Genomic DNA, 14809 nt, shown 5'->3' on the forward strand with positions numbered 1-14809 from the left:
GAGGTCCCATACGGTCACTACTGGATAGACGGGCAGGCAATCTGATGTTCACCAATCCGGAAGACAGTTCGCCACCTGCCACCGTCGACGGGGGTGACAGACCGTCGCAGCTGCTAGGGGCGTTCATCGACTACCTTCGTGCGCCGCCCACGAACGGCGACTCCGAAGGCGCCGGCTTCGACGGCGGCTCGTCTGAGCTGGAAGGCGTGATACGCAGCGTCGGTGAGTTGGATGGTATCCCCGCCATTACGCTGCAACCACGCGCCGGCGGCCCCGAACGCACCGTCCTCTACTTCCATGGCGGCGGCTACGTCAGCGGCTCCCCGCCGGAACGGTATCTTCCATTGGCCGCCGCGATGGCTCTGGCCGCCAACGCCCGAGTGCATGTGGTCGACTATCGGCTCGCTCCAGAAACGCCCTTCCCGGGTGCCTTCGACGATTGCCTGCACGCCTATCACTGGCTCGTCACGCACGGCGGCGTGAACCCGCAAACGCTGGTCGTGCTGGGCGATTCGGCGGGCGGCAACCTTGCGGTCGCCGTCACCGCCGCAGCCCGGGATCAAGGCTTGGCACTTCCCGTCCGTATCGCGCTGATCTCGCCGTTGGCTGACCTGACGTTCAGCGGCGCTTCGATCGAGGAACGCAAAGACATGGACCCCTTGGTGACTCGTCAAATGCTCGATTCCACGGTGACCGACTACCTTGCCGGTGCTGACCCGCGCGACCCCCGGTGCTCTGCGATCTTCGCCGACATGCACGGTTTTCCCCCGATGCTCATCCAGGTCGGCGAGAACGAAATCCTCTACGACGATGCCACCCGCATCCGAGATGCGGCCACCGCCGCAGGTGTCGACGTGGCCTTCGAGTCGTGGCGACATGGAATCCACGTCTGGCCGGTGTTCATCTCTGCCGGGCTGCCCGAATCCGCCGCCGCCATCGAACGCCTGGCGACCTTCTTCAAAAGCCAAGCCGCACATTGCGCATCGGACGGCGACTTCGCGGCTGTACGGTGCTCCGGCTCCTCGATCCTCAGTTGGGGGCTTGGCCGGGCGTGACGGCAGGAAATGGCACCGCAGTGGGCGGTTCAGTCGGGATGTCGCCGGAGGTGGAAACGCTGACGCCGGCACTGCCAGTGCTGACGCCGACGCCGCCGGCGCCGATACGGACACCGGGTGCGGGTCCAAACGGACCCGCACGGGTTGGCATCGTGCCGAGGCGTGATCCTGGCATGCCGCTGGTGGTCTGGTCCGCGTTGGTGCCCACACCGACCCCGCCGGCGTCGACCGGACTATTGGCCGTCCCCGGCAGGATCGGCAGCAAGCCGTTCTGAAGGCCGTAGGGCGGCCCGGAGCTACCCGGCACGAGTAAGCCCGGCGGCGGGTAGCCTGGCGGTCGGGGCGGCGGCAATGGTGGATCGTCCGCGAATGCGGGCACCGCGGCGGCGAGAGTGCCTGCACCGACGAGGAATACCGCAATGGACATTCTCCGGCCGGACCTCATCGTGTCGAGCTCCAACCGTCAGATCTTGATCGGGTCGCCGTACACGGCGAACTCGTTGCGGGCTTCGGGAGTGGAGATTCGCAGATAGCAATAGGAGCGGATGGTGATGTCGCCGCCACAGGCGTCGGCCTTGATGTGGATGTTGTCGATGTCGAGCATGGCCGATCCGCTCGGACTCAGCGGCATGTTGGCCATTGGTACCTCGACGATGACCCCGGGTTGAATCGTGGTCTGGACGAATCCCGTTAGCCCCCCAGCGATCCCGACGTTGCCGATCGACGCTGAAGGGCCGAAGGCGCCGGCACCGCCGATCCCCAGGCCGCTGGACACATCGGATTGGCAGCCCAGTTGGTAACCGGCGATGACCGTACTGTCGGTGATCGGTGCCGCACCACCCATCGCGGTTGCTGTCGCGGACAACGTCACGAACGCCTCGCGAGAGTTCGTCGCGTTGGCGAGATTGGGCACCGAGTTGACGAGTTCATCATCCAGCGACAGCGATAACTGCCAACCGTCCCGAGCCGACTTCTCAACGTGCTGGGCAGCCATCGGCACGGGTTCCGCCGACGCCGGACCAATGGAGACGCCCACGAGCAACACCGAAACAGCCAACACCGTGGCCGCCATCGTTGACGAGTGTCGACACCTCGATAGGAATGCCCCAATGTTGGCTCGCCACACGGTGCTTCGGCGATCACAAGGAGCCGCTTGGAAGCCAGTCACGTCGTCAGTGGGTGAGTGCCGCTTCGAGGTTGGTCAAGACTCCGAGCTGGGCGAAGATGACGGATCCCTCCGGGTAGCAATCGAAGCGCTTGATCTTGCCGTCTTCTAGCTCGAACACGTCACAACACGGGGCGTCCATTTGTCTTCCCGTGGCAGGCAGCTCGCCGAAGGGAAGCTGCAGCGGGCCGTCGTGCGTACCCTGCAAGGCCAGTTGGACGACGACCACGTTGCCGTCGGAGTAGATCCGATACAGCTCGCGATGCATGTTCGAGAAGGCCGTGCCGTAGTTGCGGACCGGATCGGCGAGCCCGCGGCCACGATAGATGATGCCGACCGAGTTGTCGGTGAACACCCCGTCAGGCGCGAATAGGTCGATCCAGCCCTCCAGATCCTTGCGCTCGGCAACCGCATAAGCATTGCGAACGGTGGCGACATCGTCATTCGTCACGAAGTTGTTCCTCTCACGGCAGGAGCGCATCCGATCGCGGCGTGCGCCAGAACGAGGTGGCGGACGTGCCGGCCGCGTTTGTGCCGACGCCGTCCGCAACCGATCCAATAAAAGAATGATACATCACGCAGATCAACGGGCGTAGACGCGTTGGTAGATGCGCTCGGCCACCATGATGGTGGTGAGATTCGTGACGGTGGACGGAATCTCGGGGATGATCGAGGCGTCCGCGACCCGCAAGCCGGCCAGGCCGTTGACTGCGCCAACCGCGTCGACCACCGCCGACGGGTTCCCAGGTCCGCCCATTGGCACCGTGGAGGTCGGGTGGCCGTAAGCGGCGAGGTTGCCGGCGATGACCTCGGGCAGAGCGTCGTCGGTGATGGCGTCACCGGGAATCATCTCGCCGGCCGACAACGGTGCGAACACCTCGTTGCGGCCGATCGCCCGGGACAGCTTGACTCCCTCCAGCATGCGGCGGGCGTCACGGTCGGTCCCCAGGTAGTTGTTGTCGATCAGCGGCGCCGCGTTCGGGTCACGGCTGGCCAGGCGGAGCGTTCCGCGCGACTCGGGCTGAACGACCGAGATGGCGAGGACGATCGCACCGCCGGTCGGGCTATGGGAACCGTCGAGCAGGTGTGTGGCGGTGATGTGTAGGTCCAGCTCGTCGCCGATCGCCTCGCTTGACGCCGTCCACAGCAGAGCGCCGACAGCCGGGGTCATCTGTAGGTACTCCGGAGCCAACGCGTAAGCGTTGTAGAAGAACGGCTGGTCATGCAGTCGCTGACCAACTGGCAGGTCGGCGACCACCTCGATACCGATCGAGCGCAGGTCGGCCGCCGGCCCCACCCCTGAGCGCAGCAGGATGGCCGGGCTGCCATAGGCGCCGCCGGACAGAATCACCTCTCCCGCGCGGTAGATGGTGCCGTCCGCGGCGCTCACGCCGACCGCTCGTCCCCGATCGAACAGCACGCGGTCGACATTGACGTCGCCGCGAATGGTGAGGTTCGGCCGGGCTCGCACGGCTGTCGTGAGGTATGCCAGCGCCGTGCTCTGTCGCACGCCATCGACCACGTCGACCGGGTAAGCGTCGGCGCCGTTCTGCTCGGTGCCGTTGAAGTCGTGGACCCGCTTGAACCCGTGGGCTACCGATGCCTCGACGAAGCCGAGCAGCGATGGGGTCAGCTCCTCGTCGCTGCGTTGGCGTACCGACAGCGGGCCGGTGCGGCCGTGATAGGCGTCGTCGCCCGTCGGCGTGTTCTCCATCTGCTTGAAGGTCGGCAGGACGTCGTCGTATGACCACCCGTCCACGCCGTAGCCTGCCCACTTCGCGAGATCCGTTGCCCGAGCCCGGATGGCGACGGCGGCGTTGACCGCTGAGCTCCCGCCGAGCACCTTGCCCCGCGGTGTCGGGACCTGTGGGCTCGTCGCGTTCCCGCGTGACGTGTAACCCCAGTCGTGGGCCGGGTCCGCGACCACGTTCGCGTTGAGGAGTTCTACCGGATACGCGTCGGGAGCGTATGCCGGGCCGGCCTCGAGCAGCAGGACGCTTCGTGTCGGGTCTTCGCTCAATCGAGCGGCCAGCACGGCGCCCGCAGACCCGCCGCCAACGATCAGTACCTCGGTGGCCTTCGCAATCTCAGACATCAACGTTCTCCGTTCCCTGAAGTTGGGCGGCCGCGTTCACGGGTGGGCTGGCCTGAGGCGACCCGAACGCGTTGGCCGCGGCGGTCTTTCGGATCGGCGTATCTGGTATGTGATTTGTCACGCAATGCCAGGGTAAGGCAGAGTTGGACTGGCTGCGCCTGCGGCCAGGACCTTCATTCGCGCGGCTTCGCCGCACCGGTAGGCGTGAGCGCGACGACTGGGATGGTCCGCGACGTCATGCGCTGGTACTCGGCGAATCCCGGATACCGCTCGGCGTGCAGCGCGTACTTGTCGTCCCGTTCGGCACCCTGCAGGTCCGTGGCATGCACGTCGACGACGTCGTCGCCCACTTCGATGCGGGCGTCGGGGTTGGCCTTCAGGTTCCAGTACCAGGCGGGGTTATCGTCACCACCGGCGTTCGAGGCGAACACGAGATACCGGTTGCCGTCGGCGAGGTACATCATGATGTTGATCCGCGGCTTCCCGCTCCGTGCACCGACGGTGTGCAGGAGGACGATCGGCGCACCCTCGAAGGGGCCACTGACTTGACCGTGGTTGGCGCGGAACTCGGCGATGTTGCGCTCGTTGAAGTCGTTGCCGTCGCTCATCGTGTTCTCCTCACATCGGTCACGGTCGCAGCACCAACTTGCCGCGGGTGTGGCGCAGTTCGAGCTCCCGGTACGCGTCCCGCACATCGTCGAGGGCGAAGACTCCGGCGATCGGCACGTCCAGCTCGCCCCGTGCGACGAGGTCGGTCAACTCGGCGACCACCGCTGCGGTCGCGGCATCTGCGCCACCTGCCGACTGGACCCCGAACCGCTCCACGGCAGCGAAATCGGCGATGGTGTCGACCCTGTCGGGCGGGACTGCGAGGTCCTCGACCGCCATCGCGACATACCCACCACCGAAGAAGTCCAGCAGGGCGTCGATGTGTCCGGACGGTGCCGCGGCACCCAGCCGGGCCGGCAGGTCGTCCCCGTAGTTGACTGCGATCGCGCCATGCTCGGCCAGCCAGCCGTCGTTGGACGGCCCGGCGATGCCAAGGACCGTGGCCCCGGCGCGTCGGGCGAGTTGAACCGCGATCGAGCCGACGCCACCGGCCGCACCCGCGATCGCCACCGTATCGCCCGGTACGAGGCGCACCGCCCGCACCGCGGCGTAGCCGGTGCACCCCGCGACGTACAGCGAACCGGCCACTTCCCACGGGACCGCGGAGGGCTTGGGCGTCAACTGGGTCGCGGGCACGGTCACGTATTCGGCGTGGCTGGACCGTCGGCTGGAGAATCCGATGACCTCATCGCCGACGGCGAACCGCCGACGCCGGAACCGAGTTCGGCCACCACCCCCGCGAGGTCGCTGCCCTGCCCGGACGGAAACGTCGCAGGAAACATATCGCGCACGGCACCCGTGCGAATCGCCGCCTCGCTGATATTGATGCCGGCCGCCCTGACCTCGACCAGAACCTCGCCGTCTGCAGGAACGGGGCGCGGTACCTTGCGCACCTCGAGGACGTCGAGGCCGCCGTACGAATCGAACTGCACAGCTCTGGGCATGAGCGCTACAGTAGTGGTTTTACGTGATGTGTCAACCAGTCGATGATCGGAGCATCGGCGCGATACAACGCAGCATTTGGGACTGTTGCGAATCGATCTAGACGGAGCGGAGCAGAACGGTGACATCTGGGGACTTCCGGCGCGCCACGCGTGCGGATCTTTCACTTCAAGAGATGGCCGACAGGCTGGCGATCCGAGAACTGGTCGACGCGTACGCCTACTGTGCCGATCGGCGTGATTCTGCCGGTCAGATGGCGCTGTTCACCGAGGACTCTGATTTCCAGGTGTACATGGACATCAGTAGTCCCACACCTACCCAGCACATTCAGGGGCGTACGGCGCTTGCCCCGGTGTTCGACGCACTCAACGCGTACGAGGCAACCATGCACTTCAACGGTCAAAGCACCACGGTGCTCGACGGCGAGCACGCCGCGGGCGTCGCGTACTGCCTGGCTCACCACGTCAAGGTCGAGGGTTCGGAACGCAGTCTGATGACCGCCGCGATCCGCTATCTCGATTCCTTCGTCAAACACGATGGCGTCTGGTACTTCGGCCAGCGCAAGCTCGTGGTCGATTGGACCGAAACCCGTCCGCTCAACACCGGGTAAGCCGACGCGCAAAAGACCAACGGCCGGAAGTGGTCCTGGGGACTCGCTTCCGGCCGTTGGTCGGTCGTCACCGGTTCGGCGGTGACGGCGTCATTCAGTTGCCGCCGACCTCGCCTGCAGTCTGCTGCACCGTCGCCGCCGGGGCAGGAACGCCCAACTGGCTGGCGGCGAAATCGGCTGCCTGATCGGCCATTCCGTTGTCCTTGTAGGAGCTGTGCGCGGAGCGGTCAAGGCCACCGGGGAAGCAGACCGGGTCGCCGGTTGCACACAGCTGCAGGGTCTTCGCCGTATAGGCCTGGCCGATGGCGATGGGAGGTGCGTTGCGGTCGGCCAGGTTCAGAACCCAGGCATCCGGTGTTCCGAACAGGACCACTGCCGCGACGTGCGAGGCGACCGCAGGAGGCATCGGGCCGTTGATGCCGGCCGGCAGGTCGAATCCGGCGGGAACGGTATCGGTGGTGGTGTAACCGGCCACTGCCGCACCTTGCGAGTAACCGCCAACCACGATCTTGGTGCTCGGGCAGCTCGCCACGACCGACTGGATCTTGTTGCTGGCGTCAGCGATGCCGTCGACGGCCTGCCCGAAGTTCAACGATGCGGGGTAGTTCACCGCATACACGTCGACAGTCTTGCCCGGCAGGCGGGCGTTGAGTGCGTCGACGAACGATTGCCCGGTCGCGCCCACTCCGGGTACCTCATTCGTGCCGCGGGCGAATACGACTTCGACGGCAGGACACGAGTCGTCCGCGGCGTTCGCCTTTGCAGACCACGAGCCCGGGGCTACAAGAGAGCCGGCGATGGCGGCGGCCACGGCGAGCGTGGCGAAGATCGCGGACAGTGCGGTGCGGGCGGTGAACCTGCCCACTCTGACCCCTTGCGGTGTGACAGCGCTCATGATTTGGTTCCCCTTACCTTGTTCCACTCACTGTCACTTCAATGTTTAAGTGACAACCTGACTGCTACAAGCCGGATCCCGGACCTGCGATTCCGGAAAGTCGCGTGATCTACACCACTCGAGGCACGGCGGATCGCCGAGGAGGTACCACCCACGCCGATTCGGCACCGGGTCGTGCGCGTTCTGCCGCGCCGAGATGGCGGCTCAGGACGGTGTGGGGCGAGGCCAACTGTCGTCGAGTGGCAGTCCGTCGATGATGCGCTGGCAGATCGCGCCCAGCTGGCGGGCCTGCGCCTGCGTCAATCGATCGAAGACGAACTCGCGAACGTCGTCGACGTGCGAGGGGGCGGCTTCCTCCAGTTGGCGAAGTCCCACCTGGGTCAGAGCCGCAACCGTGTAGCGATTGTCCTCTTCGTCGGGGTGCCGTGACATCCAGCCGCGCTTTTCGAGGCGGGTGACGGCCTGGGACAGCCGCGGCAGCGAGCTGCCGCAGAGCGTGGCGAGCACACTCATCCGCAACGTCGATCCTGGCGCTTCCGACAGCCGTGCCAACATCAGATACTCGAACTGGTTGATACCGAACTCACGCTGCAACCGTGCGCTCAGCACAGGCTGCAACCTGAGGACCATCGTCGACAGCTGCGCCCAGATCTGCTGCTCCTGCGCGTCCAGCCACCGCGTCTCGTGCGAGGTACTCATGCCCTCACAATAACTTAATCGTTGAACCGGGAATGCTCGCATTACTTAAGTGTTTAACCGTGTATGCGAGCGATCGCACTCGAGAGCGAAAGGCGTCAGCGATGAAGGCAGTGGGAGTGACCGGACCGGACTTCATGCCGCGCCTGTTCGACATCGACGAACCAACCGCTGCGCCCGACGGAGTCGTCGTCGACGTGATCGCCGCCTCCGTGAACGACTTCGATCGAGCGGCGGTTCGCGGGCGCTACACCCGCTCGATGGGTCAACGAGATCCCGTGCTCCTGGGGCGCGACTTCGTCGGGCGCGTGACGGCCGTCGGCGACGAGGTGGACTACATCGACGTCGGCATGTACGTGGCAGGGACTCTTGCGCCGCAAACGCAGGGGCAGTCGGGCACTTTCACCGAAATGGTGGCGGCTCCTGCGGCATTCCTTGCTCCCGTCCCTGACGGGATCGACGTCGTGCAAGTCGCTGGCGTGGGCTTGGCTGGGGTCACCGCGCTCGACGCAATCGGCGCGCTTGGAGCCGCACATCTCGGAAACCTGGTCATCCACGGTCCCGTCAGTGAGGTGGGCGGGTTCGCGCTCCAGCTGGCAAGGGCACACGGTGCCGTCGTCGCGGTAGTCACCCCGGCAGCGCAGGCCGATTTGGCATGGAAGCTCGGCGCCGACGTCGTCATCCCGGAGGGCGCAAACGCGACACAGTCAATCCGAGCGGTGCTGGACCATTTTGGCGGAGGTGTCGACAGCGCCATTCACGTCGCGGGTGATCTCTCCGTGGTTGCCGGCGTGGTGCGCCCCGGTGGGAGGTTCACCTCCGTCACCGAGACCACGGCGCCGGTGACGTGTTCGGGCGCCGACTATGTTCCGACCATCGTCGCCCCGAGTGGGCACGAGCTGGCCGATCTGCTCTTCAAGGTCGCCGCGCAACGGCTTCACAGCCCTGTTCGCTGCACCATGTCCTTCGACCAGATTGGCGATGCGGTCCATCTCGGTAGTGCCAACGCTGACGGTCGTGTCGTCCTCGTACGGTGATCAAGTCGTGCTCTGCGCCACCGCGGATAACGATCCCGACCTCAAATGATTGCGAATCGATACGGAGGTCTAAGCACGTCAGCTAGGAAAATTATGGTTGCCAGGTGCACCGTCGAACCGCCCTCAAGCTACCGCTGCTATTGGCAGTGGGCGCGACACTGACCCGGGTGCCCCGGGCCTCTGCCGAGCCAGGCCGGTGGTCGGTTGAACGTGCCAACAGCTGGTATCAAGCGCAAGGCTGGCTCGTCGGCGGAAACTACATCACGTCGACGGCCATCAATCAGATCGAGATGTTTCAGCAGGGCACTTATGACCCTCGGCGCATCGACGCCGAGTTGGCCTGTGCTCGGGTGGCCGGGTTCAACACCGTGCGGGTGTTTCTGCACGATCTGCTGTGGGCTCAGGATCGCCAAGGCTTTGCTCGCCGGCTCGCGCAGTTCGTCGCGATCGCCGCGAGCCACGGCATCAGGCCCCTCTTCGTCTTGTTCGACTCCTGTTGGGACCCGTTGCCCAAGCTGGGTCCGCAGCACGCGCCGACACCTGGAGTGCACAACTCCGGCTGGGTGCAAGGCCCGGGCGCTGAGCACATCGATGACCCGCGCTACCGAAGTGTTCTGCAGGACTACGTCACGGGAGTGTTGGGCCTGTTCCGCAACGACAATCGGGTGCTGGGTTGGGACCTGTGGAATGAACCCGACAATCCCGCGCGTGTGTATCGCAAGGTGGAGCGGGCAGACAAACTGGAGGTTGTCGCAGCGCTACTTCCTCAAGTCTTCCAGTGGGCGCGTTCGGTTGATCCCGCTCAACCATTGACCAGCGGCGTTTGGCAGGGCAGCTGGGGAGAGGGCCGCAGCACGATCGCCGGCATTCAACTCGACAACTCCGACGTGATCACCTTCCATTCCTATGCCAAGCCAACCGAATTCCAGGCCCGGATCACTGAGCTGTCTCCACTGGGGCGACCGATCTTCTGCACCGAGTATCTGGCCAGGCAGTTGGGCAGCACTGTTGAAGGAATTCTTCCAATTGCCAAGCGGAACAACGTTGGTGCCTTCAACTGGGGTTTGGTGGCTGGCAAGACCCAGGCGTATCTGCCGTGGGATTCGTGGGATCATCCGTACACAACGCCTCCGAAAGTATGGTTCAGCGATCTGCTGCAACCCGATGGACGGCCCTATCAGGACAGCGAAATTCAGACGATCCGGACTCTGGCCGGCGTCCAGCCCAGCCCGGTTCGTTGAGGGGACGCCTGTGCTCGCCCCGCGTAGTCCCATTATAAATCGATCACTAATAATTAGTGCACTAGTAAATAGGAAGCTAAGCCGGATGTAATATGGCGGCATGGCCAAAGGAGTCGCTGCGGAGATCGATCCGCTCTCGCTGGAGCGCCAGGTGTGTTTCGCGCTGGCCGTCACCAACCGCGCGGTGCTGGCCGTCTACCGGCCGCTGCTGGAGCCACTGGGGCTGACCCATCCCCAATATCTGGTGATGTTGGCGCTGTGGGACAACGCGAAGGCCAACGGCGGACCGCTCTCGGTCAAGGACATCGCGGGACTGTTGCAGATGGACTCGGCCACCCTCTCGCCGATGCTCAAACGGTTGCAGGCGCTGGGCCTGGTCACCCGGTCGCGTAGCGCGGCCGACGAGCGGACCACCCACGTCGAGCTGACCACGAAGGGCCGCAACCTGCGTCGGCGGGCGCTCAAGGTCCCCCCGGCGGTGGTGGAGCGGCTCGGCGTGCAGCTCGCCGAACTCGAGAATCTGCACGAGGTGCTCACCAGAATCAACACCGCCGCGCTGGCGGCCGGTGCGCTCGACGCGGAGCTGGATGAGTGACGCCGCTGCTGGCGTTGTCTAACAGTCGCCTCCCCGATATGACCGTGATCGTCACCGGAGCGGGATCCGGGATCGGCCGCGCCACCGCGATCGCCTTCGCTCAAGCTGGAGCGCACGTTCTTGGCGTCGGACGCCGTGAGGCCGGCTTGCGCCAGACCGCGAGCGAACATCCGGCGGTCGCGACGTTCGTCGCAGACGTTTGCGCCGACGACTCGCCCGAGGCCATCATCGACGAGGCGGCTCGCCGGTGGGGACGAGTCGATGTGCTGGTGAACAATGCCGGGGCTGCCGCGATCGTGCCGCTCGCTGAGGTGACCGGCACCGGCATCGCGGAGCTGTTCGCCCTCAACGTCACCGCCCCCAGCCTGCTAGCGCGCGCTGCTCTGCCGTATCTGCGCGAAGTTCACGGTTCGATCGTGAACGTTTCCAGCACCTTTGGGCACCGTCCGCTCGCTGGCGGATCTCATTACGCCGCCAGCAAGAGCGCCATCGAAATGCTCACCCGCAGTTGGGCGCTGGAACTCGCTGGGGACAACGTGAGGGTGAACGCAGTTGCCCCGGGTCCTACCGAGAGCGAGGCCCTTGCCGCCGCGGGGCTACCCCCTGAGGTGGTCGACCAGATCAAAGGCGAAGAGGCCGATCGCATTCCGCTCGGACGGCGCGGCAGACCCGAGGAGATCGCGACGTGGATCGTGCACCTCGCAGACCCCACCTCCACGTGGCTCACCGGTCAGATTCTCGCCGTCGACGGTGGGCTCGAACTCATCTGATCCACGGAATCACGCGATGGCTGAGGCCAATGCCGCCAGCTTCGCGTCCAGTTTGCGTGCGGCCGCGAGCAGCGGCGGGTTCGCTTCGACGACCATGAGTGACGACGGCTGCACGTAGGTCAGACTGCTTCGATCGCTGTCTTCCTCGACGAGTAGCAGCTCAACAGGTGCGAAGAGACCGGCCGTCACGTCGTGGCGCAGCATCGTGATCGCGATCAGCGGGTTACCGATGATGACCCGCAATACCTTCCGGTCGATGCCGACCTTCTTGATCCATCCGCCGTGGTTCAGCAGACCGAAAAGCATGAAACCATGTGGCCCGACGTAGGATTCGACCTTCTCCTGATACGAGGCCCAGCTCTCGAAGGCAATCGCGATGTCATCGATGTTGACCGGCTTCCGGCCGACGTCCGAGAGCAATGCATCGACGAGCTCATCGAAGTTCTTGCTGCTGTCAAACCGCATGCGCACTCCGGTAAAGGTGACTTCGCGTGGTTCAGACGCTGACATGGTCTATCTCCTCGATATCGACGGGTACTTGTTCATTGCGAACCTCGTGGACGTGGGCGGTCGGTGTGCGATCGATCAGCCGGCTGAGCAGCTCCTGGCGGCCGTAGTGCCCGCAGGTATCCATCTTGGCCTTTCGGCTGTCGATTAACGAGAAGTCGAGATCCGCAATCCGGCCAGGAGGTGTAGGAGACCACTGGCGGCTCGCCCATCGCCTCGCGCTTCTTCTTCGCCCTCGGTGACACCGACGGTTGGTCACCCCGGCGGATTCGACCTACCCCGTACAGATGGCCGGGACGGCGCGGTTGGGCGACGGGACCCTCATCGGTTGACAGCCGAATTGCCTTGGCTCAGCGGACCGATCGCCCCGGCGGCAGACCGCTGGCACCTCGCCTGCGAGTTCTCGGCATGGCTCGAGGCCGCCGCCGCGGATGCCCGCTGACCCCGATCAATGCCCGTATGTCGGCGCGGCTTGCAGCTCCGGGGTTGCCGCGGCGAGCAGGGCGGCTCGGTCGCCGCTGAGCGGGGGATAGATGCGTACACCGTTGATCACCCGCTTGGTCGCCTTGGCCACTGCGCCGCTGCTGACGACCCGACGGTCCCAGCCCTCCGTGTACACCGCACCGGCCGGACCGAGATCGAGAACGGTGACATACCAGGGGATTCGAAGCGACAGCATGGGCGCACCCAGCACGTCGCTGATCACGTTGTAGCCCGCATAGCGGCCCATCGGCCGACTGTGCTGACACGACATCACCGAAAGGTGTTCGTCGTCCATCTTCGCCGCCGCCACATCGCCTGCGGCGAACACACCGGCGATGCCCTCAACTCGCAGATAGTCGTCGACGGGCAGCCGGCCCAGCCTGTCGCACGGCGTGTCGAACTGCGCCGTCAACGGGTTCGCCCGCATTCCGGCGCACCACACCACCGTTGCCGCAGGCACGACATCCCCGGACGACAGCGTCACGCTGCGCTCGTCAACGGCGGTAACGCCCACCCCGGTGACGGTGTCAACGTCGTTCTCGGCCAACGCATCCTGGATGACCGGACGGGCGGACTCACCCATGTCCGAACCGACGTGCGGGTTGTGGTCGACGAGGATCACCCGCGGCGTGACGCCGGCGCCCAGTGCGTCCGACAGCATCTTCGGCAGCTCACTGGCGGTCTCGATGCCGGTGAGGCCGGCACCGACGACGACCGCTGTCGCGGTTGCGGGGTCTGCCGGGCGTTCGGCCAGATCGCGGATGTGCGCCTGCAGCTTCATCGCGCCGACGTAGGTGTCGACGTCGTAGCCGAACTCGGCCAGCCCTGGAAGGTCCGGCTTGGCCACCCTGCTGCCAAGCGCCAGAATGAGGCGGTCATAGTCCAGGGTTGCGCCGTCGGCCGTGCTCACCGTCGCAGCCGAAGCGTCGATTCCGGTGACGTCGGCGGTGATGTGGCCGACACCGGCCGGATCGAGGAGGTCGCGCAACGGGATTCGGCACGCGCTGAGATCGGCCTCGTAGTTGCGGACCCGAATATCGTGGAAAGGCTGCGAACTGACGACGGTGACGTCGACCACGCCTGGCGCGGCCCGGAGCTCGTCCAGCCGCCGCGCCGCGCCCAGCGCCGCCCACAGCCCGGCGAACCCAGATCCGAGAACGAGAACACGTGTGGGAGGCGGCATCGCCATATCGTCACGCCTCGCCGATTCTCAGACAAGAGCCGGTACCGCAAAACCACCACCGTGCCTGGACCCGGTACGTGAGGCTGTACGCATGGTGAGCCTTCGCCGAACCTCTGTTGAGCTAGTGATGGAGGCGGCGCTGGTGCGGGCAGACCTGGAGTTTCCGAATGTCCTCACGCCCGAGGAATTCCGGCGACTGCGGTACCTGATCAGTTTTGCCCGGCTCGATGTGTTCGAGCCGGGGGCCGCTGGACCGGGCTGTGTGCGCGGGCGTGGTGGCGTTCGGTCGGTGCGGAACTGTCCGCATTTCGGCAGCAGGTGATCGATGCGCTGCACGATGCTCTGCGCAAGGAACAGGATCTCGAACGGAGACTGATCGCGGCCAAGGGTGCGCTGGTCGAGGTTGCCGACCTGGTCGGCGAGCAACGCACACATCTCGCGGAACGACATGTCGACGAGTTCTCGTTGGCCGAACTGGACTCGGAACTCGGCTACAAGTCGCTGGTCTGCGTGCTCGGCGGCGGCGGGGGAGCGGGCTACACTGCAGCTGCACACGCTGCCATTCCTCAGGATTGGGATCGGTCCGGTGGTCGCTGCCCGGCTGTGGCAGGTGGCGGCCTTCATCGACAGCCGCGTGGTCAAGCCGATCATCGTCGGTGGCGACGACTTGACTGAAGCGATGAACGTCGTCGACGCAGTGGCGTTTTCGTGCGCCATCCCCGGGGTGCTGCATCACGAGACCAACGACCGCACGATGGATCCCCTGCTCGACGATTTGATGCGGATCAAGGACGTTGCCGCGCTGGTCGACGGTGGCGCAGCCAGCAACGTGCCGGTGGAATTGGCGTGGAGACGGGTACAGGACGGTCGGCTCGGAACGCGCAATGCCTGCTACTTCGCATGGGACTATGATACGGCGACCACCG

15 protein-coding genes and 3 pseudogenes are annotated in these 14809 nt (G+C 65.3%); 7 read left to right on the top strand and 11 right to left on the bottom strand.

Annotated elements, in window-relative coordinates:
* Window positions 1–44 precede the first annotated feature (44 nt).
* Window positions 45–1055, top strand: coding sequence for an alpha/beta hydrolase (locus tag QOC69_RS29430; RefSeq protein WP_526446049.1), 1011 nt, complete (start codon window positions 45–47; stop codon window positions 1053–1055).
* On the opposite strand, the gene QOC69_RS29435 is transcribed toward QOC69_RS29430, so the two are convergent.
* From QOC69_RS29435 to QOC69_RS29460, 6 genes and pseudogenes are all read right to left on the bottom strand, one after another.
* The gene (locus tag QOC69_RS29435; protein WP_526446050.1) at window positions 1030–1482 is read right to left on the bottom strand and encodes a hypothetical protein; all 453 of its coding nucleotides are present in this window, start codon (window positions 1480–1482) and stop codon (window positions 1030–1032) included. The two genes, QOC69_RS29430 and QOC69_RS29435, sit on opposite strands and share 26 nt — an antisense overlap.
* Before the next feature lie 36 nt (window positions 1483–1518).
* Window positions 1519–2127, bottom strand: a complete 609-nt coding sequence (locus QOC69_RS29440; protein ID WP_526446051.1) for an MspA family porin — start codon at window positions 2125–2127, stop codon at window positions 1519–1521.
* 100 nt (window positions 2128–2227) lie between these two features.
* The gene (locus QOC69_RS29445) at window positions 2228–2671 is read right to left on the bottom strand and encodes a nuclear transport factor 2 family protein (RefSeq protein ID WP_526446052.1); all 444 of its coding nucleotides are present in this window, start codon (window positions 2669–2671) and stop codon (window positions 2228–2230) included.
* Window positions 2672–2803: 132 nt separating this feature from the next.
* Complete coding sequence (locus QOC69_RS29450) at window positions 2804–4315, bottom strand: GMC family oxidoreductase (RefSeq protein WP_526446053.1); 1512 nt, start codon at window positions 4313–4315, stop codon at window positions 2804–2806.
* A 173-nt stretch (window positions 4316–4488) separates the two neighbouring features.
* Entirely contained in the window at window positions 4489–4923 is a 435-nt protein-coding gene (locus tag QOC69_RS29455; protein WP_526446054.1) for a nitroreductase family deazaflavin-dependent oxidoreductase, read from the bottom strand.
* 19 nt (window positions 4924–4942) lie between these two features.
* A pseudogene (locus QOC69_RS29460) lies at window positions 4943–5868 on the bottom strand (NADP-dependent oxidoreductase).
* 173 nt (window positions 5869–6041) lie between these two features.
* On the opposite strand from QOC69_RS29460, the gene QOC69_RS29465 reads away from it, so the two are divergent.
* Window positions 6042–6476, top strand: coding sequence for a nuclear transport factor 2 family protein (locus QOC69_RS29465; protein ID WP_526446055.1), 435 nt, complete (start codon window positions 6042–6044; stop codon window positions 6474–6476).
* Between the two features lie 94 nt (window positions 6477–6570).
* On the opposite strand, the gene QOC69_RS29470 is transcribed toward QOC69_RS29465, so the two are convergent.
* Both QOC69_RS29470 and QOC69_RS29475 read right to left on the bottom strand, forming a co-directional pair.
* Window positions 6571–7371 (bottom strand): cutinase family protein, encoded by an 801-nt coding sequence (locus tag QOC69_RS29470; RefSeq protein WP_526446056.1) that lies wholly within the window; start codon window positions 7369–7371, stop codon window positions 6571–6573.
* A gap of 204 nt (window positions 7372–7575) precedes the next feature.
* Window positions 7576–8070 carry a MarR family winged helix-turn-helix transcriptional regulator gene (locus QOC69_RS29475; RefSeq protein WP_526446057.1) on the bottom strand — a complete coding sequence of 165 codons (495 nt, stop codon included), beginning with the start codon at window positions 8068–8070 and terminating at the stop codon, window positions 7576–7578.
* A 101-nt stretch (window positions 8071–8171) separates the two neighbouring features.
* Between QOC69_RS29475 and QOC69_RS29480 the strand changes: the two genes are divergently transcribed.
* From QOC69_RS29480 to QOC69_RS29495, 4 genes are all read left to right on the top strand, one after another.
* Window positions 8172–9104 (top strand): alcohol dehydrogenase catalytic domain-containing protein, encoded by a 933-nt coding sequence (locus QOC69_RS29480; protein WP_526446058.1) that lies wholly within the window; start codon window positions 8172–8174, stop codon window positions 9102–9104.
* Window positions 9105–9208: 104 nt separating this feature from the next.
* Complete coding sequence (locus QOC69_RS29485; RefSeq protein ID WP_526446059.1) at window positions 9209–10345, top strand: cellulase family glycosylhydrolase; 1137 nt, start codon at window positions 9209–9211, stop codon at window positions 10343–10345.
* Window positions 10346–10445: 100 nt separating this feature from the next.
* Window positions 10446–10940, top strand: coding sequence for a MarR family winged helix-turn-helix transcriptional regulator (locus QOC69_RS29490; protein WP_526446060.1), 495 nt, complete (start codon window positions 10446–10448; stop codon window positions 10938–10940).
* Between the two features lie 38 nt (window positions 10941–10978).
* Entirely contained in the window at window positions 10979–11710 is a 732-nt protein-coding gene (locus QOC69_RS29495; RefSeq protein ID WP_526446061.1) for an SDR family NAD(P)-dependent oxidoreductase, read from the top strand.
* A gap of 9 nt (window positions 11711–11719) precedes the next feature.
* On the opposite strand, the gene QOC69_RS29500 is transcribed toward QOC69_RS29495, so the two are convergent.
* The 3 genes and pseudogenes from QOC69_RS29500 to QOC69_RS29510 form a co-directional block, all read right to left on the bottom strand.
* On the bottom strand, window positions 11720–12220 hold the full coding sequence (locus QOC69_RS29500; protein ID WP_526446062.1) for a DUF302 domain-containing protein: 501 nt from the start codon (window positions 12218–12220) through the stop codon (window positions 11720–11722).
* A pseudogene (locus tag QOC69_RS29505) lies at window positions 12207–12389 on the bottom strand (aliphatic nitrilase); the annotation flags it as partial. The gene QOC69_RS29500 and the pseudogene QOC69_RS29505, both read right to left, overlap by 14 nt.
* A 276-nt stretch (window positions 12390–12665) precedes the next feature.
* A complete protein-coding gene (locus tag QOC69_RS29510; RefSeq protein ID WP_526446063.1) occupies window positions 12666–13883 on the bottom strand; it encodes an NAD(P)/FAD-dependent oxidoreductase in 1218 nt (405 codons plus the stop codon).
* Between the two features lie 4 nt (window positions 13884–13887).
* Between QOC69_RS29510 and QOC69_RS29515 the strand changes: the two are divergent.
* Window positions 13888–14809, top strand: a pseudogene (locus QOC69_RS29515) (patatin-like phospholipase family protein); the annotation flags it as partial.

The sequence above is a fragment of the Mycobacterium sp. genome, from assembly GCF_032162105.1.
GTDB lineage: Bacteria > Actinomycetota > Actinomycetes > Mycobacteriales > Mycobacteriaceae > Mycobacterium.